The 21,139-nt window shown below is 62.6% G+C and carries 18 protein-coding genes; 16 read left to right on the forward strand and 2 right to left on the reverse strand.

Features of this window, described 5'->3' with window-relative positions:
• Position 1: 1 nt before the first annotated feature.
• Together P7228_RS09910 and P7228_RS09915 are read right to left on the reverse strand one after the other, a co-directional pair.
• The gene (locus tag P7228_RS09910; RefSeq protein ID WP_278015079.1) at positions 2 to 1,498 is read right to left on the reverse strand and encodes a carotenoid oxygenase family protein; all 1,497 of its coding nucleotides are present in this window, start codon (positions 1,496 to 1,498) and stop codon (positions 2 to 4) included.
• A gap of 4 nt (positions 1,499 to 1,502) precedes the next feature.
• A complete protein-coding gene (locus tag P7228_RS09915; protein WP_278015080.1) occupies positions 1,503 to 2,393 on the reverse strand; it encodes an NAD(P)H-dependent flavin oxidoreductase in 891 nt (296 codons plus the stop codon).
• Between the two features lie 191 nt (positions 2,394 to 2,584).
• Here P7228_RS09915 and P7228_RS09920 point away from each other — a divergent pair, with 191 nt between their 5' ends.
• The 16 genes from P7228_RS09920 (at position 2,585) to P7228_RS09995 (ending at position 21,120) form a co-directional block, all read left to right on the forward strand.
• A complete protein-coding gene (locus P7228_RS09920; protein WP_278015081.1) occupies positions 2,585 to 3,400 on the forward strand; it encodes a TonB-dependent receptor in 816 nt (271 codons plus the stop codon).
• 56 nt (positions 3,401 to 3,456) lie between these two features.
• Entirely contained in the window at positions 3,457 to 4,875 is a 1,419-nt protein-coding gene (locus tag P7228_RS09925; protein ID WP_278017748.1) for a TonB-dependent receptor, read from the forward strand.
• Between the two features lie 3 nt (positions 4,876 to 4,878).
• Entirely contained in the window at positions 4,879 to 6,450 is a 1,572-nt protein-coding gene (locus P7228_RS09930) for a tannase/feruloyl esterase family alpha/beta hydrolase (RefSeq protein ID WP_278015082.1), read from the forward strand.
• A gap of 114 nt (positions 6,451 to 6,564) precedes the next feature.
• Positions 6,565 to 7,473, forward strand: coding sequence for a winged helix-turn-helix transcriptional regulator (locus tag P7228_RS09935; RefSeq protein WP_278015083.1), 909 nt, complete (start codon positions 6,565 to 6,567; stop codon positions 7,471 to 7,473).
• Positions 7,474 to 7,596: 123 nt separating this feature from the next.
• Positions 7,597 to 8,238, forward strand: a complete 642-nt coding sequence (locus P7228_RS09940; protein ID WP_278015084.1) for a GntR family transcriptional regulator — start codon at positions 7,597 to 7,599, stop codon at positions 8,236 to 8,238.
• A gap of 68 nt (positions 8,239 to 8,306) precedes the next feature.
• Positions 8,307 to 9,173, forward strand: coding sequence for a cupin domain-containing protein (locus tag P7228_RS09945; protein WP_278015085.1), 867 nt, complete (start codon positions 8,307 to 8,309; stop codon positions 9,171 to 9,173).
• A complete protein-coding gene (locus tag P7228_RS09950) occupies positions 9,151 to 10,476 on the forward strand; it encodes an MFS transporter (RefSeq protein WP_278015086.1) in 1,326 nt (441 codons plus the stop codon). Before P7228_RS09945 ends, P7228_RS09950 begins: the two co-directional genes overlap by 23 nt.
• Positions 10,469 to 11,212, forward strand: a complete 744-nt coding sequence (locus P7228_RS09955; RefSeq protein WP_278015087.1) for a VOC family protein — start codon at positions 10,469 to 10,471, stop codon at positions 11,210 to 11,212. The genes P7228_RS09950 and P7228_RS09955 overlap by 8 nt, the downstream gene beginning before the upstream one ends.
• A complete protein-coding gene (locus P7228_RS09960; RefSeq protein WP_278015088.1) occupies positions 11,209 to 11,769 on the forward strand; it encodes a cupin domain-containing protein in 561 nt (186 codons plus the stop codon). Before P7228_RS09955 ends, P7228_RS09960 begins: the two co-directional genes overlap by 4 nt.
• Positions 11,762 to 12,967, forward strand: coding sequence for an MFS transporter (locus P7228_RS09965; protein WP_278015089.1), 1,206 nt, complete (start codon positions 11,762 to 11,764; stop codon positions 12,965 to 12,967). The genes P7228_RS09960 and P7228_RS09965 overlap by 8 nt, the downstream gene beginning before the upstream one ends.
• Complete coding sequence (locus P7228_RS09970) at positions 12,964 to 14,673, forward strand: thiamine pyrophosphate-binding protein (protein WP_278015090.1); 1,710 nt, start codon at positions 12,964 to 12,966, stop codon at positions 14,671 to 14,673. The genes P7228_RS09965 and P7228_RS09970 overlap by 4 nt, the downstream gene beginning before the upstream one ends.
• Entirely contained in the window at positions 14,670 to 15,266 is a 597-nt protein-coding gene (locus tag P7228_RS09975; protein ID WP_278015091.1) for a VOC family protein, read from the forward strand. The genes P7228_RS09970 and P7228_RS09975 overlap by 4 nt, the downstream gene beginning before the upstream one ends.
• Positions 15,263 to 16,447: an FAD-dependent oxidoreductase gene (locus P7228_RS09980; protein WP_278015092.1), complete on the forward strand. Its 1,185-nt coding sequence runs from the start codon at positions 15,263 to 15,265 to the stop codon at positions 16,445 to 16,447. Before P7228_RS09975 ends, P7228_RS09980 begins: the two co-directional genes overlap by 4 nt.
• Positions 16,447 to 17,103, forward strand: a complete 657-nt coding sequence (locus tag P7228_RS09985; RefSeq protein ID WP_278015093.1) for a maleate cis-trans isomerase family protein — start codon at positions 16,447 to 16,449, stop codon at positions 17,101 to 17,103. Before P7228_RS09980 ends, P7228_RS09985 begins: the two co-directional genes overlap by 1 nt.
• The gene (locus P7228_RS09990) at positions 17,100 to 18,560 is read left to right on the forward strand and encodes an aldehyde dehydrogenase family protein (RefSeq protein WP_278015094.1); all 1,461 of its coding nucleotides are present in this window, start codon (positions 17,100 to 17,102) and stop codon (positions 18,558 to 18,560) included. The genes P7228_RS09985 and P7228_RS09990 overlap by 4 nt, the downstream gene beginning before the upstream one ends.
• A gap of 115 nt (positions 18,561 to 18,675) precedes the next feature.
• Positions 18,676 to 21,120: a TonB-dependent receptor gene (locus P7228_RS09995; protein WP_278015095.1), complete on the forward strand. Its 2,445-nt coding sequence runs from the start codon at positions 18,676 to 18,678 to the stop codon at positions 21,118 to 21,120.
• Positions 21,121 to 21,139: the final 19 nt, after the last annotated feature.

The following is a 21,139-nucleotide window of genomic DNA, read 5'->3' on the forward strand; positions in this document are numbered from 1 at the left end:
CCTAGTCCGTCAGCACGGTGTTGGGGCCCATGCCAATGTCGTCGCCATTGGCCCAAACCGAATGGGTCCCAGAGCAGAAGCGTTCGGGCAGGATGATCCGACACACCGGACCTTCCGAAAAGCGCTTCGCATCGATCAACACGCATTCAGAGCGGTCATTCTCCATGTCGGCGATGAACGAGACAAGATAGCCATCGTCTTCGTCCTTCGCGCCAATGCGCGGGGCGAACGGGGTCTCGCTGCCGTACCGTCCGGGGCCGAACGAGATCTCCTCGCTTGTGCCTGCCTCGAGGTCATGCTTCACCAGCCCGGTGAACAGGAACCAGTAAGGCTCCGGTACCGCCGAATAGGCGTAACGGTATTTTCGTCCGGCGTATTTCTGGTTGAACATGCCGAATTCGAGGATGCGCTCATCGAGCCGCTCTTCGGTGGTCTCGCCGGACTTGAGGTTGAAGCGCCAGCGATGCAACTTGGGCTTCATGAGGCCCTGGCTGAGATAGGCCATCATCCGCTCAAGGCCGTCGGGCGCGTCGGGGTGCGACTTGGGCTGCGGCTCTTCCTGGAAATAGCCGTCAAGAATGATCTCGTCGCCTTCCTCCCAGGCGTTGAGCCAGTGGAGGGTATAGGTCGGCTCCGCCTCGAACCAGCGTATGTCCTCGGGCTGCCCCATGCGCGGGATAATCCCGAACCGGGTTTTCTGATCGGGGTGAAACTGGACGACATGCAGATCGCGCTTGAGGAGGTCCGGATCCCAATAGAGCGGCATGTCGTTGACGATCGCGTAATTGCGCGTGAACGCCATGTCATGCGGCAGCCGCGGTCCGGCGAGCGGGACGGGGATGTAGTGCTTGAGACGGTTATCCGCGCCGACCACGCCGTAGTGCATGTAGGGTGCATGCTTCGAGTAATTGAAGAAAAGGAGCTCGCCGGTCGCCTCGTCGACCTTGGTGTGTGCCGAGACGCCGTCAAGCGGGACCCAACCCTCGGTGCCAAACTGTTCCAGGGTAAAGGGATCGAGCCGGTATCCTTCGCCGCATTGATAGAAGGTCGAAAGAATCTTGCCCGCGTGGATCACGACGTCCGTCGACGAGGAATCCTTGAGCCACTCCTGTGCACCCCATCCGGGCCGGGTCGACTTGTGCGGCGGTTCCATAAGCCCGGCCCAAAGAGCTCGCCCGGCTTCCTGCTCGGCCTGGAACCCCTTGGTGCGGACGAAACGGCTGCGATAACTCGCGCGGCCGCCCTTGAAGCTGATCGAATGGATGAAGCCATCGCCGTCGAACGGGTGGTAGCGGCCGATGGGTTCGTGCACCGGAACCTCGCCGGTTCGGACATAAACGCCGTCAATATCGTCCGGGATGGTCCCGATCACCTCGGCGTCTTCATTATCGAAGATCGCGTTCCATTCATTGAATGTGGGCCGCCATGCGCCCTGCATGTAGGGATGATCGGTGTTCTTGAGCGTCGAGCGCACCTTTCCCACGAGTTCGATTGTCATCGTTTCACTCCTTCGCCTCTAAGCGCGGAAGATTGCATGCCGCATCGTATTCCTGTTTGAGTCTGGCAACAACCTGCGCCACCGGCTCAACGGCATTCACCGCTCCGACCCCTTGACCGGCAGACCAAACGTTTTTCCAGGCCTTGGCGTCGTCCTGCGCGTTCTCGAAATTCGGCTTCTTGTCCTCAGGCATGTTATCGGGATCATAGCCTGCGGCAAGGAGGCTGGTCCTCATCCAGTTGGCCGTAACCCCGGTGATACCCTTGCTTGGGACGATATCCTCGGCTCCCGCGGCAACCACCATCTGCTTGTAGGAGTCTGTCGCAAGACTTTCCTCCGCTGCGATCAGCGCCGTGCCGACATAGGCAAGGTCGGCGCCCAATACTTCGGCCGCCCGGATTGCGCTGCCGCTTGATATGGCCCCGCCAAGGACGATCGGCCCATCCCAGAACCGGCGGACTTCCTCGACGAAAGCGAATCCGGCGGTCATCCCGGTATGCCCACCAGCGCCTGCCGCCACGAGGACCAGGCCGTCGACCCCTGCCGCTGCCGCTTTTCGCGCAAAGGCGACGGAGTTGACGTCCGCGAATACTACGCCGCCATATCCATGGACGGCATCGACGACGCGGGCGGGGCTGCCCAAAGCGGTGATCACCAGTGGCGCCTCGTATCTGACGACGGCTGCGAGGTCCGCGGCCAGGCGTTCGTTCGAAGGGTGCACTACCAGGTTTGCCGCCCAGGCTGCGGCATTGGGGCTTTCGGCAAGCGCGCCAGTTATCGCTTGAAGCCAGTCCTCAAGATCCGCGCTTGTTCGCGCATTGGGCGTGGGGAAGGCACCGATCATGCCCGCACGGCACGCGGCTACGATCATTTCCGGCCCGGAGACGAGAAACATGGGAGCCGCGATGGCTGGAATCGCCAAGTTACGCTTCAGGGGCGCCGGAATTGCCATTCTTCTCCAATCGAAACGCGGTGGGAAATCATACTTGCATAAACAGACTGACTTGCATAAACATACTTTATTCATGATGCAAGCTGCGTAATCGATCCACTTTGGCGCGTCGTGAACTAGGGGAGGAATTTACCATGAGGAATTCGATCAAGTTGCTCGCCTGCACGATACTGGCTGCCCCGCAGATCGCATGGGCGCAGGACGAGCAGGTCGAGGACGAGGGCGGCCTGAACGTCATCATCGTCACCGCGCAGAAGCGCGAACAGGGCCTTTCCGACGTTCCGATCTCCATCTCCGCCGTCTCGGGCGAGGCGATCGAATCTTACGGTCAGACCAATCTTGAATCCGTCTCTTCCTCGATTCCCAACCTCAAGATCACCCAAACCGCCATCGCCAACCGGATCGCGATTCGCGGCATCGCATCGGGCGACAACAAGGGCTTCGAGCAATCGGTCGCCATGTTCGTCGACGGCATCTACTACGGTCGCGACCAGCTCAGCCGAATGCCGTTGGTAGACCTGCAACGGATCGAGGTTCTGCGCGGGCCGCAGCCGACGCTGTTCGGCAAGAATGCTATTGCCGGCGCAGTGAACGTCGTGAGCCGTCGGCCGACGAGCGACTTCGAAGGCTCCCTCAGCGCGAGCTACGAATTCGAGCACGAGGAAGCGCGAGTAACGGGCGTAGTCTCTGGCCCGATCTCGGAAAGCGTCGGGGCGCGCGTCGTGGGCTACTACCGCGACATGGACGGTTACTTCTACAACACCCGGCAGGATCGCAACGAGCCCAATGTCCGCGAAGCTTTCGTGCGCGGCATCCTGGCATTCGAAGGCAATGGCCCGCTTTCTGCGGACCTGAAGCTCGAATACGCGGACTTCAAGACCAAGGGACAGCCGCGCGAAGCTTTTGGCCGGTCGGGACCTACAGTGCGATCTTTGCCGGTCCGCTGTTAGTCGAAACCGACGAGGATTATGTCCGTGCCGACGGCGGATATGAAAGCCGCAACAAGATCTTCAACGCCGTTCTCAACGCAAATTTGGAGCTGGGCGATCACACGCTCACATCGGTCACAGGCTATCTCGACTACGATGTCGAGGAAACGATCGACGTCGATTTTACCAACCTGCCATTGCTGGACGGCACCGCGCAGTCGGAGGATTACCGCCAGATTTCGCAGGAGTTGCGGATCGCCTCGCCCGGCGATGCGGCATTCAACTACATTGCCGGCGTCTACTACCAGAACACCAAGCTGGGCGTGACCGATCACGTCCAGTTCAACCCGTTCTTCTTTGCGACGCCATTCCGGGCGCTGGGCGATACCGCCAACGACCGCGTCTACTCGCAGAAGTCCGACCTGATCTCGGTCTTCGCCCAGGGAGAGTATTCGCTGACGGATGCCTTGCGCATCACGCTGGGTGCGCGTTTCAACCATGAGAGCAAGACCGGTAGCCGCGCGCTGGCGATCAACCGCGGGCCGCTCAGCCTTGGTGCCGTTCCGGCCATCATCGATCCGGTCGTGATCGGCACATTCCGCGCGCTCAATATCGAGGCGCACAGCATCTCGGGCAAGCTGAGCGAGGATTCGTTCAACCCGATGGCCAATATCCAATACGACGTCACCGACGATTTGATGTTCTATGCGTCCTTTGCGCGCGGCTCGAAGGCGGGCGGTTTCGATATTCGCGGCAACTCGCTGCCCACTTCGACGACTGTCAGGACGCCAGGGGCTTTCAAGTTCGGGGACGAGCGGGCCGATAATTTCGAAGTGGGGCTCAAGTACCAGACCCGCGAGCTTGCGATAAACGTCTCCGCCTATCGCACGAAGTACAGCGATCTGCAGACGAACGTGTTCGACGGCGTGCTGAGCTTCAACGTCAAGAACGCATCGGGCGCGAAGACCCAGGGTGTCGAAGCGGACATGCGCTGGGCGGTGGACGAACATTTCACCTTCAGCGCCGCCGTCGCCTATCTCGACTTCGAGTTCACCAACTTCCCCCAAGGCCAGTGCTTCTTCCAGCAAGTGCCCGACAATGGGACCTTCTGCAGTTACACCGGCAAGCGCAACACGCTGACGCCCGAATGGTCAGGCAACCTCAACGGCGACTTCAGCCACGAAGTCGGCAGCAATCTGAAGTTCGGCGTGAACCTGAACGCGGACTTCTCCAGCAGCTATATCGCTGCCGCCAATCTCGATCCGCGCACGCGCCAGGACGGCTACGTCAAGATCGGTGCGAGGGTCTCGCTCGGCCACATCGATGACAACTGGACCGTCGCGCTGGTCGGGCGCAACCTGACCAATGAGCGGATCATGCAGACGGCCGGTGCCTTGCCACTGGCGACCACCTTCACCGGTGGCACCGGAATCGCCTACAACGCGATTTATGATCGGCCACGCAACATCGCGCTGCAGTTCGACGTGAAATTCTAGCCAGTGAGGGCCACCCTCTCTTCGCTGTTTGTCGGAACACTGCTGCTGGTCTGTTCCCCCTCGCGAGCTCAGGCCGAGCAGCGTTCCGATAGTCCGGTAATGCAGGCAGAGCTGCCTGAAGGGGATTGCCAGTCTCTGCCGTCGCGTCTGGGGGCGGGCTACGTCGAGAAAATCGAGGCCAGCACGGTCGAGGCTGGGGAAGGTTCTCCCGCCTACTGCCGAGTGACGGGAGTTGTGCTTCCGAGCATCGGCTTCGAGATGCGGCTGCCGATCAGAGGCTGGAACGGCAAGTTCTACCAGGCTGGTTGCGGGGGGTTCTGTGGGCAGGTGCTGCCCGACGCCAATGGCTACTCGAACGGGATCGGAGTAGCGGTCAGGCGGGGATACGCGGCTATCGTCACCGACAGCGGTCATACCGGCTCGTCACCCGGCGACGCGACCTGGGCCGTCGACCAGGAGGCCGTCGAGCTTTTCGCCCATCGCTGGGTTCCGCTGGCCTATTCAGCCGGTCACACTATTGCGAAGAAGTTCTACGGTGATGCCCCGCGCCTAAGTTACTTTTCGGGCTGTTCGAATGGCGGGCGGGTGGCGCTGATCGCGGCGCAAAGATATCCAAGGCTGTTCAACGGCATCATCAGCGGATGTCCTGTCCTCGATCTGACGGGATCGGGTGGAATTTTCGGCGCCTGGAAACTTCAGACGAACCGAGACTCCACCGCGCCGGTGCTCGGCAGCGCATTCAACCGGAAGCTCTCTTTCCTGGCTGAACAGGTGAGGATGCAGTGTGACGCCCGGGATGGCCGGAGCGACGGACTGATCTCGCAGCTTGGTTGCCCAGTCGACGTAGCAGCCATACCGGGCTGCGCAAGCGCCGCTGACGGAGATACGTCCAGCCAGTGTCTTACCGCCGAAGAGAAGCGTGTGGTCGCGCAATGGTTTGGTGGTCCAGCCGACAGTAGCGGGCGGCAATTGTTCGGAGGCATGCCGCCCGGTAGCGAGTTCTATTGGACGATCTGGTATTTGCAGGATCCATCACAAGCGATCGGTACGCAACTCGCCGAGGGCTTCACGCGTTACCTCGCATTCAGCGAGAAGGACCCCAGCTACTCTGCGGCGTCCTTCGATTTTGACGCGGATCCCGCGCGCATGACGGCGAGCGCCAGCCTGCTGAATGCGACCGATCCAGACATCTCGGAGTTTCGCGACAACGGGGGCAAGCTGCTCCTCTGGCACGGCATGGCAGACGCTCTGGTCGTGCCTTCCCAATCGGTCGACTACTATCAATGGGTGCTCGAACGCATGGGCGGCCCGCAACAGGTCCAGAGTTTCTTCCGCCTGTTCCTCGCTCCTGGCCTGGGCCATTGTTGGGAGGCGCCGTCGCCCACCGCTCCTGAAGATTTCGATCCCTTGACCGCTATCGAGGAATGGGTGGAACAGGGGCAAGCGCCTGACGTGCTGGTTGCGCGTAGTTCCGCGCGGCAAGGCGATCTTGCAGTCAGCGAAATCCACTATCGCCCATATCGGGCTGGCCCCAATGTGCTCGATGGCGCGCAGTTTGACGGTCCGGATCAATGACACCATACCTTGAACAGAGATGAAGCGGCCGAACGAAACTATTGCTGACAAGGCGGGCTGGAAAACCTCGACCCGCTCCCCTCGTGTCTCGGTCCACAGCCGAGGCTTCGGTTCATGAAAATGGAATCGATCCGGGCTTGTTCGATCTGGCGGGCGCTCGAAGTCGTCGGCGACGTTCCCGTGTTGCTGATACTCGAACAGGCCCTGCAGGGACGGCATCGCTTCGACGAGTTCGTCGTCGGGACTGGACTTTCCCGGTCGGTCTTGAGCAATCGCCTGGCGAAGCTCGTTGCGGCAGGTGTGCTGGTCAAGGCGAAGGAGCGCCAGAAAGGCTATGCCCTCACGGAGATGGGTAGAACCCTGTTCCCCGTCGCCTTGATGATCCTGCGTTGGCAATCGATCTGGGAGCCCGAGGGGCGCAGCATCAACGTCAAGCTGATCCATCGTGCCTGTGGCAAGGCCATGGTGGCTGTGCCGGTTTGCCATGAGTGCGAGTTCGAGATCGATCCCCGCGATGTCGACTGGGAGCCCGGCCCAGGCCTCACGCAAGTGACGCCGACCTATTCACGGCGTCGCCAACAGACCGCCGCGGCGAGCGCGAAGCGCGGCAACGTGACCATGGTCGACTCGGTAATCGAGTTGTTCGGAGATCGGTGGGCAACGCTTGTCGTGCGCGCCTGTTTTACTGGTATCCATCGCTTCGATGAAATCCAGCGCGACACGCTGATGGCGACGAACATCTTGTCGGGCAGGATCGAACGGCTGCTGGCCCAAGACATCCTCAAGGCGGTGCCATATTCGACCCACCAGGACAGGTTCGAATACCGCCTGACCCCCAAGGGCCGCGATCTCTATCCGGTCCTGCTTGCCCTGCTGCAGTGGGGCGATGCCTGGTTTGCCGACGCCAAGGGGCCGCCGCTGTTGCTGACCCATCGGAAGTGCGGGCATGGACTGCGCCTCAAAGTCCTGTGCAGCGAGTGCAGCGGCGAACTGGATCCGCGCAACACCACATTCGAAGTCTAGCGGGGCGTTCGGCGGCCTTGCCGCGCCGGCATTGACACCCGCGGGATTGCTTTGCCACGTTTCGCAGAGCAATTGTCGTTTTGCGGCCATCGCTCCGCTTCGACTGAACGAGGAGGTTCTCCTTTGAACGCTAATTCGTCCGATATCGCCTACCGGAAGCTCCGCGATCGAATTCTCGATGGCGAGCTCAAGGGCGGTACGGCCCTGAAAGAGCGTGACCTGTGCGCCGAACTGGGGATCAGTCGCACGCCGGTCCGCGAGGCGCTGCGCAGATTGAGCGCCGATGGCCTGGTCGACATGCAACCGCGCCGATCGATCCGGGTGTCGAGCTTCGGCGACGAAGAACTCGCCGAGATCTACGAAATGGGCAACGTGCTGCAGTCGCACGTTACCGGAATGGCGGCGCGCAAGGCCACGAAGCGCGATCTGGGCAAGCTCCAGAATCTGATCGGCCAGATGGAGGAAGTGCTTGGCGGGAAGGGCGACAAGAAGGTCATGGCCTTTGCCCGCCTTGACCATGAATTCCACAATGCGATTTCGGATATCGCTCGCAACGCGCGGATAGCGCAGATCATCAACCAGACCATCAGCCTGCGGTTGCTGACCAATGTCATGGACGAGTATTCCGACGAGGATTTCGCCCGGTCCATCGCCGATCATCGGGACATTGTCGCCGCGCTGGCCAAGGGCGACGAAGGTGCCGCAGCGAACGCAATGTCCCGCCATGTAAGCCCGAGGAACCGCACGCCGGGGACCGCGCCATAGAATTTTGGTATACCAAATTATTGACTCTTCCGCTTTCGCTGGCCTAGCCTTTGCTCAGGATTGGACTGGTGGCTGGGGGATCGGGATTGGCACGGGAACACACGCTCTTCATTCACGCGCCGGATCTCCCATGGGAGAAAGGGCTCTATTCGGGCGCTCGGCCTGAGGTCAGGTCGAAGGTTCTCTCGATCGACGAACAAGCGACCGACGCCACCGTTGTGATCGAATACCCTGCCGGGTGGAGCCGCTCTGAGCCCGAGCACTTGACAGCGCACGAGGAATTCCTGGTGCTCGAAGGAGAGATTGAGATCGACGGCGAGGTGTATGGGCCCCAGCACTACGCCTTCCTGCCGGCCGGCTACGTGCGACAGCGCCAGTCCTCCGCCCGGGGGGCGAAGGTGCTCACCATGTTCTACGATGTCCCGCAGGTGGTGCCGGGAACTCCCGACACGCCGTTCGACGAGGCACTGCTGGTCCGCCATATCGATCCGCTGGCGATGGAATGGGATCCGGGTCTCGTCGACCCGCAGCTTGCAGCCGGGGTGGCGATCAAGCCGCTGAGGACCGACCCCTACACTCAGGAGACGTCGTTCCTCTACATGTCACCGCCCCACCGGGTTCCTCCCGGGATGGCAAAACCGCAATGGACCCATTCGATGGTCGAGGAACTGTTCTGCCTTGCCGGTACCTATGTCTGGGGGGACTGCGGCAGGATGGGGCCGGGGGGCTACGCCTGGTGGCGCGAGGGGGTCTATCACGGGCCGGCCGGGACCGATGTCGGCTATCTCCTCTTCGTGCGCACCGTGAACGGGCCGCTCGACAACATTTTCGATACGGAGAAGCGCCCGTTCAGCTGGGAGCCGCCGTTTGCGCCGCAAGTCCCGGAACGCCTCAAGCCCTACTCGCGGCCCTATGTCGAACCACCCCTCGCCTAAGGCCCCTGGATCGATCCACGCGGCGCTCGCGCTGCTGACCGCCGCCTATGTGCTGTCTTATATCGACAGGACCATTATCGCGCTGATGGTCGGGCCTATTCGTGCCGATCTTGGCCTGACCGACACCCAGTTCAGCCTGCTCGGCGGTCTGGCGTTTGCGATCTTCTACTCCACGCTCGGCATCCCTTTCGGGTGGTGGGCAGACCGCGGCAACCGTCCACGGATCGTGGCGCTTGGGATTGGCTTGTGGAGCCTGATGACCATGCTCTGTGGTTTCGCAAAGAGTTTCACCGCCCTGTTCCTCATGCGCGTCGGCGTGGGCGTGGGCGAAGCGGCGCTTTCGCCCAGCGCCTATTCGTTGATTGCGGAAACCTATCCTGCCGACCGGGTTGGCCGTGCACTCGGTATATACGGAACCGGCATCTATCTTGGCGTCGGGTTGAGCTTTGCCTTGGGCGGTGTGCTGGTCGAACGGCTGTCGGCATTGCCGCCGCTCGATCTCGGCGGACTGGGCAGTTTCGCCGGCTGGCAACAGGTCTTCATTATCGTCGGATTGCCCGGTCTTCTGCTCGCGCCGCTTGCGCTGCTGGTCCTACGCGAGCCGCGCCTCGAGCGCTTGCGGGCGAGTGCCGCCTCTGGAACCCAGGCGGACAATGGCCAGATCAGGCCCGCCATATTTCCCTGGATCGGGCGGAATCGCGTGTTCCTGATCACGCATTTCCTGGGATTCTCGTCGCTCAGCCTGGCCTTCAACGGCTATCTTGCCTGGATGGCCGAGTTTCTCCTACGCAGCTTCGAGGTCGGCAAGTCGACCAGCGGTTTCGGCATCGGGATAATCGTGCTGACCCTAGGAGTCGGGGGCATGCTGGCTGGGGGATACACCGCCGATCGCCTGCGCCAGCGCGGCGACCTCAAGGGCGCGCTCACCGCGGCGTGCGGTGGAGCAATCGCGATGACGCCTTTCACGGCAATTGCACCCTTGATGCCGAGCGCAACCTTGAGTCTGTTGGCGTTCGCGCCGATCATGGCGCTCTCCGCGTTTTGCTTCGGGCCGGCGGTAATCGCGCTGCAACTTGCCACACCGCTGGACCTGCGGGCGCGCATCTCGGCACTGTTCCTGCTGGTGGTCAACCTAGCGGGGATCGGGCTCGGCGGGACGGTGGTCGCGGCCATTTCCGACTTTGCCTTGGGCGGCGATGGCACGAGGTTGGGCGAGGCGCTGGGCCTGGCTGGCGGGGTGAGCTCGCTGATCGGGGTGCCGCTGCTCTTCATCGCCCGGCGCAAGATGCCGACCTATGAATGAGGCAAGCGGAGATCTCTGGTCGCAAGCCGAGCCGTTCGACCTGCCGGTGATCGACCATGTCGGGCTGGTCGTCAGTGACATCGAGGCTACGGTGGACGAATTACGGCGCACTGGCCTCAAGGTCAGCGATCCCGAACCGCTTTTGACTTCAGCAGGCCCGCTCGGGCAGCGCAGCGCGCATTGCGTGTTCGAGAATGGCTACCTTGAGATCAGCGCGCCTAATCCCGGCAGCGGCAACCATCTCGAGCCGTTTCTGGCGATGGGCGAGGGATGGAAGATCCTGGTATTTGCCTGCGACGATTGCGAGCAGGGGCGCGACAGGCTGCAAGCCGCAGGAATTGCCTGCGGTCCGGTCTCTGACGCCGCGCGCACGGTGTTGCTTTCACGAGGCTCGGAGACGGCTCGGTTTCGCTGGTTCAGCCTGTCCGACATGGTTGAGGGTGTACTCGTCGCCTATGTCGAGCATCGCGACCGTGAAATTGTATTCGCACCAGAGCTGACCGAACATTCGAACGGTGCGCGAAAGCTCGGTGCCGTTCTCTTTGGTGCGTCGGCGAGACCCCTCGAATGTTTGGGCAGGGCGACACAGGCTTTCGCGCCGCACAGCCGCATTACCCCTTCGCCCGGCGTTGCGATCCCTGGCGTGGAGATCGTAGGCGCCGACCCCTTCGTTCTCAAGTATCCCGGCTGGCAGCTTCGCGCCGTAGCGGCAGCGGGAGGAGGGCAGGGCCAATGAAGCCGTTTTCCGGACTCGCGCTGATCGGGCTTGTGCTCGCCCTGTCGTCTTGCTCCGAGCCGCAGGACGATACGCTGCCCGAGGTGCGCCGAATTGTGACGACCGAGGGTGCAGACGGGAAATCCCTCATCCTCGCCGACGGGCCAAGTCCCAATGTGGTCGAGCTCAATGGTTCGCGGATCGAACGATTGTGGGAGACACAAGCAATGCCCGTGTCGATCCCGGTCGAAGAGGACCTGGGATTGGCAGCAGGCAATGCCTATCGCGAGGGCTTTGTCGGCAGCAGCCTTTATATCGCGGACATCTCGCCCGGATCCGGGCTTGAGGACATACCGCTGCACAAGCAGGACAGCCTCGACTACATCGCGCTCCTGGCAGGCGAAATCGACCTCGTGCTCGACAATGGCGAGACACTGGCAATGAAGCCGGGCGATGTGCTGGTGCAAGCGGGCAATGCGCATAGCTGGGTCAACAGGGGCAAGGTTCCGGCGCGCCTGCTGTGTGTTGTCCTCACGGGCGAGCGCCGCAAGGACGAGGCACAAGAGCGCGGTGAGTAGGCCGTGGGCCATCGTCGGCAGCACCGTCGCGACCCAGGCGGCGCAGGCCGGCTTGCTGATCTACGGATTCTCGGCGCTGGCTCTCCAACTCGAGCAGGAGTTCGGGGCGACCCGTTTCGAAGTCATGCTCGCCACGACATGCCTGTCGCTGGCGTCGAGCGCATTGGGACCAGTCGCGGGCCGCTGGGTCGACAAGGGATCGGCACGACGACTGATGCTGATCGGTGCGGCGATGTTGGGGCTGGGATTGGCCTTGGTTTCGGTCGCACAGGCAATCTGGCAGGTATGGCTGGCCTATGCCCTCGTGCTTCCCTTCGGGAACGTGCTCCTCGGCCAATTGACCAGCGCCACGCTCATTACGCGCTGGTTCGCGGAGCGCCGCGGCCGCGCCATGGGAATCTCGACCTTGGGTACCTCGCTGGGCGGATTCATCTTCCCGGTGCTGATCGCAACTGCATCGGAGGCGATGGGGTGGCGCGGTGCGCTGCTGGCAATCGGATTAATCACCGCGGCGACAATGGCGTTGATCGTATGGTTGGGGATCAGGGATCGTCCGGAGGAGCCCAAAAGCGAGCAGGCATGCGCCGCGCTCGATATCGACAGCGCAGGCGGCCTGACAATCGCCCAGATCATCGCCCAGCCGGCCTTCTGGATCATCACGGTAGCCGTCGGTGTGAAGCTCGCCACCTACATCGGGCTCGTCAACAACCTGGCCGGCTTCGCAAGAGAGATCGGGGTGGAAAGTATTGCCGCCGCGGGGATGGTCTCGGTACTTTCGATCACTTCGATGGTCGGCAAGCTTGGGTTTGGCACGCTGGCGGAGCGCTTTACGCCGCGCGCGCTATTCATCCTCGCGATTGCGCTCACCATCGTCGGTTTCGCGCTCCTGCTGGTCGCCTATGGGATGATGGCCCTGGTTGTTGCCTGCGTCTTGCTGGGGCTCTCGACCGGCGGCATGCTCCCCCTGTGGAACCTGATCGTCGCCGAATATTTCGGCGAGGTCTCGTTCGGGCGCGCGCTGGGTTTGACGAGCCTCGCGATGGTGCCGCTCACCGCCTTCGCCTCACCGTTTGCAGGGTGGGTCTTCGACCGCACCGGTCACTATGACGGGGTGATCTGGGGATCGATGGTGTCGCTCGCAGTATCCATTGCGCTGCTCACCATGTTGCCTCCTGCGAATAGGGAAGAGAAGCATTGACCGGTGCCGAGGCCATCGCCGGAATCCTTTCAGCGCAAGGGGTTCGCACCGTCTTTGCGCTGGCCGGTGCTTCGCACACCCACCTGTTGGATCAGCTGGAACTGGGCGGCTTCGCCATCGTCCCCAGCCGCCATGAGGCGGGCACTGTAGGGGCCGCCGATGGCTACGCCCGAGCGCTGGCGGACCAGCGACCGATGCGGCCCGGGGTGGGTTTGATCGTCAGCGAGCAGGGCATCGCCAACGCTGTGGGCGGCCTCGCGGTCGCCTACGCACTCGGTTCACCCGTCGTCGTGCTGGCTGCCATTCCGCCTGCGGGCTTCGTCGAGCCTGCCAACCTGATCGCATCGGCGCAGCTCGATATTGTCCGGCCCGTGAGCAAATGGGCCAGGATCGCTAGGGTCAGGGCCGAACTGGGCGATTTGGTCCGCGAAGCCGTGCTCGCATCGATTTCGGACCGCCCGGGGCCGGCGGTGCTGTTCATTCCGCAGGACCTGTTTCGCGAAGAAGGGCCCGCGTGCAATCACGAGCCGATTGAGGCGACACCAAGCGAGCCGGACGAGGCGCAGATCGAACACGCGGCGAGCTTGTTGAACGAGGCCGAGCGACCCCTCGCTATTTCCGGCTTCGGCGCGTTTCGCGGCCGGACTGGAGAGGGCCTGCAGCGCCTGGCTGCGCTCGGCGTTCCGGTACTGGGCAATGGCAGCGGGCGAGGACTGGTCCCGGAGGATGGCGAGCGCGGCTGGTCGTGGCCCTACGCCCAGCATCTCGCATGCGAGGCGGATTGCGTCATCGTCGTGGGAGAGGTTCTCACGCAAAGACTGGGGTTTGGACTGCCGCCGCGCTTCTCGCCCAAGGCGAAGTTCATCCAGATCGATGTCGACCCCACCGCCTTCCACCGCAATCGTCCCACCGATGCGCCCATAGCCGGCGATCCGGCGCGCGCTATCGACGGCCTGCTCTCACGTCTGCGGCGATCGTGGGACGCATCTTGGCTGGCCAAGGGATTGGCGGAAAAGGACGGTTTGATGGCCAGCCTTGCCAAGGCCGAAGGTGCCGCAATTCACCCGCTGGCTTTGGGCGAGGCGGTGCAGGCGCATCTGGGGGAGCATACGATCCTGGTCGGGGATGGGGCAGACATCCAGAACTGGATGTACGGCGCGTTGAAGGTGCGCCGCGGCGGAGGTTTCATCGATCACTTTCCGCTGGGCGCGATGGGCTCGGGGACGGCGCTGGCGGTCGGTGCAGCCGCAGCCATGAAGGAAGGGGCGCTCGCAAGCGGAAATCCCCCTGCCGGCGTCGTGCTGGTCACTGGTGACGGGGCGATCGGGTTCCATCCGGGCGAGCTTCACGCGGCAGCGCTTGCGGGGCTGGATCTCAAGGTCATCGTCGGGAACGACGGGGCCTGGGGAACCGAACGGCACGGACAGCTCTCGGCGATCGGGCGGACGGTCAACACCGATTTGGGCGGAGCGGCCTATGACAAGGTCGCGCAGGGATTTGGTCTCTCTGCTGCCCGATGCGATCATCGCGCCGAGCTCGAAGAGGCCGTGGAGAAACTGTTCGGCATGCGAGGTCCGGCATTGCTCGATGTGACGATCGACCCGGACGCGGGAGCACAGCTCACTTACGATCCGCGGCTGTCGTCGATCAGGTTCAGCGATCTGGCAGAGGGCAAGAGCGCATTGGAAGGGGAGCAGGAGCGATGACGCCGGTGAAATCTGCCGCGACCGTACTGGCGATTGCAATGCTCGCGTGGCCGGGTGCCGGCTTGTCGCAGAACGCCGCGGATAAGGAAGTTCGCAGCACGGAAGAAGTCGAGGTTCCGCGCTCGGCGCTGCTGCGGACGGCGATCGTGGTCGCCGACGCCGATCGCTCAAAGCGCTTCTATGCCGATGTGTTCGCCTTCGAAGAGCGGTTCGACGGCGACATTACCAAGCCGGTCAACCGCGAACTGCTTGGATTGGCTGAAGGAGAGTCCGCCCGTTTCGTCATCATGCGCGGCGCTGCCAGCATCGGTGGTTTCGACCTTCCGACCCATGCGATCGGATTGCTGGAGATATCGGGCACTTCTCCGAGGGAGCCGGCAAGCTTGCCCCGGGGTAGTGGGCTGGGCCCCGGCCAGACCATGTTTGCCATGGTCACCGATGACATGGATTATGTGATCGAGCGTCTGGGCGCTTGGGCCGCGCCGATCGTCGCCGGTCCGGTGATCGCGCATGACGGCAGCGAGATCGAGATCGTGACGCGTGATCCCGACGGCATGCGTATCCACGTAGTACAGAAAAGGACGTTGCCATGAGCGAGACGCCCGTCATCATCGTTGGTGCTGGGCCGGTGGGTCTTTCGGCTGCACTGAGGCTCGCTGCGCTGGGTGTGCCGAGCGTGGTTCTGGAGGCAGAGGAAACCCCGCCGCGCGACCTGCGTGCCTCGACCTTTCATCCTCCCACGCTGGAGATGCTCGACACGCTCGACCTCGCGCAGCCGCTGATCGCGCGCGGCCTCATCACGCCGGACTGGCAAATCCGTCTACACGAGACCGGCGAACGGGCGGTCTTCGACCTCGGCCATATCGCCGGTGACACTGGCTATCCCTTCAGGCTCCAGTGCGAACAGACCGTGCTGTGCGAGCTGGCCGAGGAGAAGGCCGCTGGCCATGCTGCGATCGAACTCATTCGCGGCGTCGAGGTGTCATCCGTCTCGGCGGATGAGGATGGCGCAACCGCTGTCGCAGCCGATGGCCGCCAGTTTCGGGGCAGGTATCTGATCGGCGCCGACGGCGGGCGAAGCCAGGTGCGCAAGTCCTGCGGTTTCGAGTTCGAGGGCTTTACCTACCCCGAAACCACCATCCTTGCGACGACACCATTCGCCTTTCACGAGCATCTCGAAGCTCTGTCCAATGTCAGCTACTGCTGGTCTGACCACGGCACTTTCAGTCTGCTGCGACTCCCTGATATTTGGCGTTGCAGCCTCTATTCGGACGCCGGCGAGACTGTGGAGGAGGCGCTCGATCCGGCGGCCATCGAGACCAAGCTGCAGCGGATCGTGCCGCGCGATGAACCCTATGACGTCACCGAAATCCGGCCCTACCGCATCCACAACCGCATCGTGGAAACCTATTGCAAGGGCAGGGTGATCCTCGCCGGCGATGCAGCGCATCTCAATTCCCCGTCGGGGGGAATGGGCATGAACGGCGGCGTCCACGACGCCTTTGCCTTGGCCGACGCCCTCGCCGAAGTGCTTGGAGGCGGTGACGAACGCTTGCTCGACCGCTATTCGCGCCGTCGCAAGACGATTGCGCAGGAGCAGATCCTCAAGCAGGCCCATCGCAACCGCACGCGCATGCAGGAGCGCGACCCGGCTGCGCGGCGCGCCGAGCTCGCGAAGCTGCAAGCGATCTGCGCGGACCCGGCACAGTGCCGTGAATACCTGCTCAAGAGTTCGATGATCGAGGGATTGCGCCAGGCGGAGACGATCCAGTGATGCATGCTCCTATCGCCCTGATGACGCCGATGGCCAACCCGACGGTCGAACGTGAGATGAGACTGCTGCTGCCGAGCGAGAGCGATTATGTCGTCGGTCGGCTGGTTTCGGACGTAGAGGATTCGCGCGAACGGCTGGTGCGCTATGCCGAGGAACTCGGCCAGTCGCTCACCCAGTTCGGGGGAATGCCGCTTTCCGCCGTGGCCTTTGCCTGCACGGCCTCGAGCTATCTGATCGGCATCGAGCGCGAGCGTGATCTCGCCGGCCAACTGGATGTGCCCGTCTTGTGGGCGGCGGCGGTCATTCGCGATGAGCTGGTGCGACGCGATGTCGGCCGGGTGGCGGTCATTTCGCCTTACCCCGAGCCGATTCACCGCGCCGGCCTGGCCTATTGGTCCTCCTCCGGCTTCGAAATTGCCTTCGATGCGCGGGTCGAGATCGGCTCCAACGACACGCGGCGAATCTACGACTTGGCGGGCAGCGAAGCCGAAGGCGCGATCGCTCGCGCCCGCGAGATTGGACCAGACGCTATCCTGCTGTCGGGCACCGGCATGCCGACCTTGGCGCTCCTCGACCCGCAAGGTTCGCCGCCGATCATATCATCCAATCATTGCCTCGCGCAGGCGATGATGCGCAGTCAGGGGATCAATCCATGAGCGAGCTTTGCACGAGCTATATCGACGGGAAATGGACCAGCGGCGAGGGCGCAGAACGCATCCCGGTCATCTCGCCGATCGACGAAACGCAGGTTGCCGAGGTCGCCGAGGCGGATGCGAACGAGGTCGATCGGGCGGTGCGCGCCGCCCGCGCGGCATTCGAGCGCGGCGCATGGCGGCATGCGCCGGTTGCCGAGCGGCAGCGGGTGCTACGGAGGATCGCCGCGTTGATCCGGGAGAACGCTGACGAACTTGCCCAACGCGAATGCGCCAACGCCGGCCTGCCCATGCGCCAGATCCGTGAGCGGCACGTCCAGCGTGCGGCCGCCAACTTCGAATTCTTCGCCGATTTCATCGGTCAGACCGCGAACGAGAGCTACGAGCAGGAGCCGCCGTTCCTGACCATTGTCAGGCGTGAGCCGGTAGGCATTGCGGCGCTGGTGGCGCCGTGGAATGCGCCGCTTGCGCTGGCGACGATGGAAATGGCGGGAGCGATCGCGTTCGGCAATTGCTTCATCCTCAAGCCGTCCGAACTCACCCCGCTCGAATTTGTCCCGCTGCTTGAACTGATGAAGGAAGCGGGCATGCCGGACGGCGTGGCCGGGCTGGTAAACGGGCGCGGGCCAGTAACCGGGGCGGCGTTGGTCGGCCATCCCGACATCGATGTCGTGGCGTTTATCGGCGGCACCGAGACGGGGCGCCACATCGCCCGTTCCGCCGGCGGGAACCTCAAGAAATACGTGGCGGAGCTTGGCGGAAAATCGGCCAACATCATCACGCCCCAGTGCGACCTCGAAAGGGCACTCGACGCGGCACTGGTGGGAATTTTCTCGAACAACGGCCAGCAGTGCCTTGCCGGCTCGCGAATTCTGGTCGACCGAACGATCGCCAAGGAGTTCATTGCCAATTTCGTCGCGCGCGCCGAGAAACTTAAGGTCGGTGACCCGCGCATGATGGAGACCGAGATCGGTCCGGTCATCAGCAAGGCTCAGTACGATCGCGTGCTATCCTTCGCGGCGGATGCCAATGTCCTGACGGGGGGCAAGCGGGCCGAGGGATTCGACAAGGGCTTCTACGTCGCCCCGACCGTTGCACTGGCCGAGGACAACTCGCTTCCCCTGTGCCAGGAGGAAATCTTCGGGCCTTTCGCGACGTTCCTGACCTATGATGGCATCGATCAGGCGATCGAGATCGCCAACCAGAGCGAGTTCGGCCTGGTCGCCTACCTGTGGTGCGATCACATGCCGACAGTGATGCGGGCGCAAGATGCGCTGCAAGCGGGCACGATCTGGGTCAACACGCCACTCGCCCGCGATCTGCGCGCGCCCTTCGGTGGGTACAAGAACTCGGGCGTCGGTCGCACCGGCGGGCTCTCAAGCCGAAACCTGTTCACGGAGGAAAAGGTCGTGACTATGCCCATGCGCGAGTTCCCGATCGCCAAGCTTGGACAGGGCTAGGCGGCACAATTCCGCATGATAGCGCTACCATTTGCCCAGCTGATGCAATCCTAAAAATAATAAATTAGACTTTGGTATACCAGATGGCACTCTGCGTTCTTGGGAGGACCCGAGAATGAAGAAGTTTCTGTTGTTGTCCGGCGTTGCCATTGCCGCTGTCGCCATGCCTGCTCACGCCCAGGATGCCGAGGCGGAAGACACGGATGCAACCGCCCCCCTTGGCGGGCCGGTAATCGTTGTCACGGCCCGCAAGCGCGAGGAAGATCTCATCGATGTTCCGCTGTCGATTACCGCGCTCGGCGCGGAGGAAATCGACGAGGCGGGCATCGACAACATCTCCGATGTCGCCTTGCAAACCCCGGGCTTCTCATTCCGTCAGGGTTTCGGGCGGACCGGCGGCGGCGATGGTGGCGCGAGTGTGCGCCCCTCCATTCGCGGCATGTCGAATATCCTCGGTGCCCCCAACGCCGGCTTCTTCGTCGACGGGATTTTCGTGTCGGGCAACATCACCAGCTACCAGCTCGAAAACCTGGAGCGGGTCGAGGTCATTCGCGGGCCGCAGGCGGCGCTTTATGGACGCCAGACCTTTGCCGGTGCGGTGAATTTCGTCACTCGCAAGCCCGACGACACCTTGCGCGCGGGTCTTGAGGCGACCGTAGGCCAGTATGATCACTATGAGGTTTCCGGCTATGTTTCGACGCCGCTGCAGACCGGCGTTGCCGCGCTGGAAGTGAACGGCCGTTACTACAGCTTCGGCGGTGATTACCGCAACGCCGACAACGGCAAGCGCGACATCAATGCGCAGCAGAGCTGGAACGTTGGCGCCAAGCTGCGGCTGACGCCGAGCGAGGAGTTCGAGGCCATTGTGGGGATCGCCTATGGCGAAGATCGCGACAAGGGCTATGCCACCTACAAGTTCGGCTCGAACAACCTGAACTGCTTCGAGCCCGTGGTGACCGGTGCCTTCTTCGGAATTCCGCTCAGCTCGACGCGGTCGCGCGGCTATTTCTGCGGGGAGATCGAGCAGCCCGATACGCTCGCCTACAACAATGACGAGTTGGAGGAGCTGGGCTATCGCGGGTTGACCCGCGACTATTGGCGCACCGACCTGACGCTGAACTACTACTTCCCGAGCGGATGGCAGCTGACGTCGATCACCGCCTACAACGGTTCGGACAACATCAACGGCTTCGACAACGATCTCTTCCCCACGGACACGCCGAGCCTCTCCATCGGGGCATCATCGACATCGGACTTCAGCCAGAACGTCCGGCTGCTTTCACCACAGGAAGGCAGGATCCGTGGCTTGGTCGGCGCCTATTACTACCGCCAGCGAGATGGCGAAGGCTTCGACGTCGAAACCGATTGGGCCGATCCCCGACTGGGGCAGAAATACCGCTACGATTCCGACGATGGGGTCAACAACTGGGCCGTCTACGGGATGGTCGAGTTCGACGTCACCGATGCCCTGACCGTCAGCGCCGAGGCACGCTATCAGGAAGACAAGATCTTCGCCTCGCTTGAAAGCAATGGCGAAAGCGCCGCCGTCACGCCCGCCACCGGGCAGCGGAGCGAGAAGTACACGGCGTTCCTGCCGCGATTTACCGCCCGCTATGAACTTACGCCCGACTGGAACCTCTATGCGGCCGTGGCCAAGGGCAACAAGCCGGGTGGATTCAACGACTTGCCGACCAATATCGTGCAGTCATTCCTCGATGACTTCCTCGCCGACGGCATCGATACCTTCGACGAGGAGCAGGTGTGGTCGTATGAACTTGGCACCAAGGGCCTGATCCCCGGTACCGGTCTCAGCTTCAATGTCGCCGGCTTCTATCTCGACTGGACGAGCCAGCAGCTGACTCAATCGCAACCCTATCAGCAGGCGTCGAACGGGGCGTTCACGACCACTCCCTTCATCGTGAATGCGGGTGCGTCGGAGATCAAGGGTTTCGAACTTGAGCTGTTCGGCCGGATCGCGCCTTGGTTCGATGTTCGTCTGGGCTATGCCTACAACGATGCGACCTTCAAGGATTTCTACGACGAGAATACCGAAGAACTGCTCGATACCGATGGACGCCCCAGCTTCCTCGATGCCGACTTTACCGTTCCCAATCCTGCCGATGTCGACGGGCCGAACGGGCAAGTTGCGGGCAACCGCCTGCCGCAGACGCCGGTCCACCAGATCAACGCCTCCGGCACTCTCCGCTTCCCGATGAGCGACAGGGCGACCGTCTTCCTGCGCAACGATGTCCAGTACGAAAGCAATCGTTACGCCCAGGTCCACAATCTTGCGAAGACCGGGGACAGCTATAACTGGAATATCCGTGCGGGCTTCGAGATCGGGGACATCACGGTGACCGGCTTCGTCGACAATGTCCTCGAAGATAAGACTCCGCTGGTGGTGACGCGCCTGTTCGACTTCAACCGCGGGCTCCTGGTGCCCGATCCGGTGCGCAGGTTCATTTTCCTGCCCAATCGCCGTTTCACCTTCTATCGCGACTTTATTGTCGGCGCGCCGCGCAAACGGCAGTTCGGCGTGACCGTGAACTGGCGCTTCTGAACTGGGGCAACAAGGGGGA

The sequence above is a fragment of the Altererythrobacter sp. CAU 1644 genome (genome assembly GCF_029623755.1).
Classification (GTDB): Bacteria; Pseudomonadota; Alphaproteobacteria; order Sphingomonadales; family Sphingomonadaceae; genus Erythrobacter; species Erythrobacter arenosus.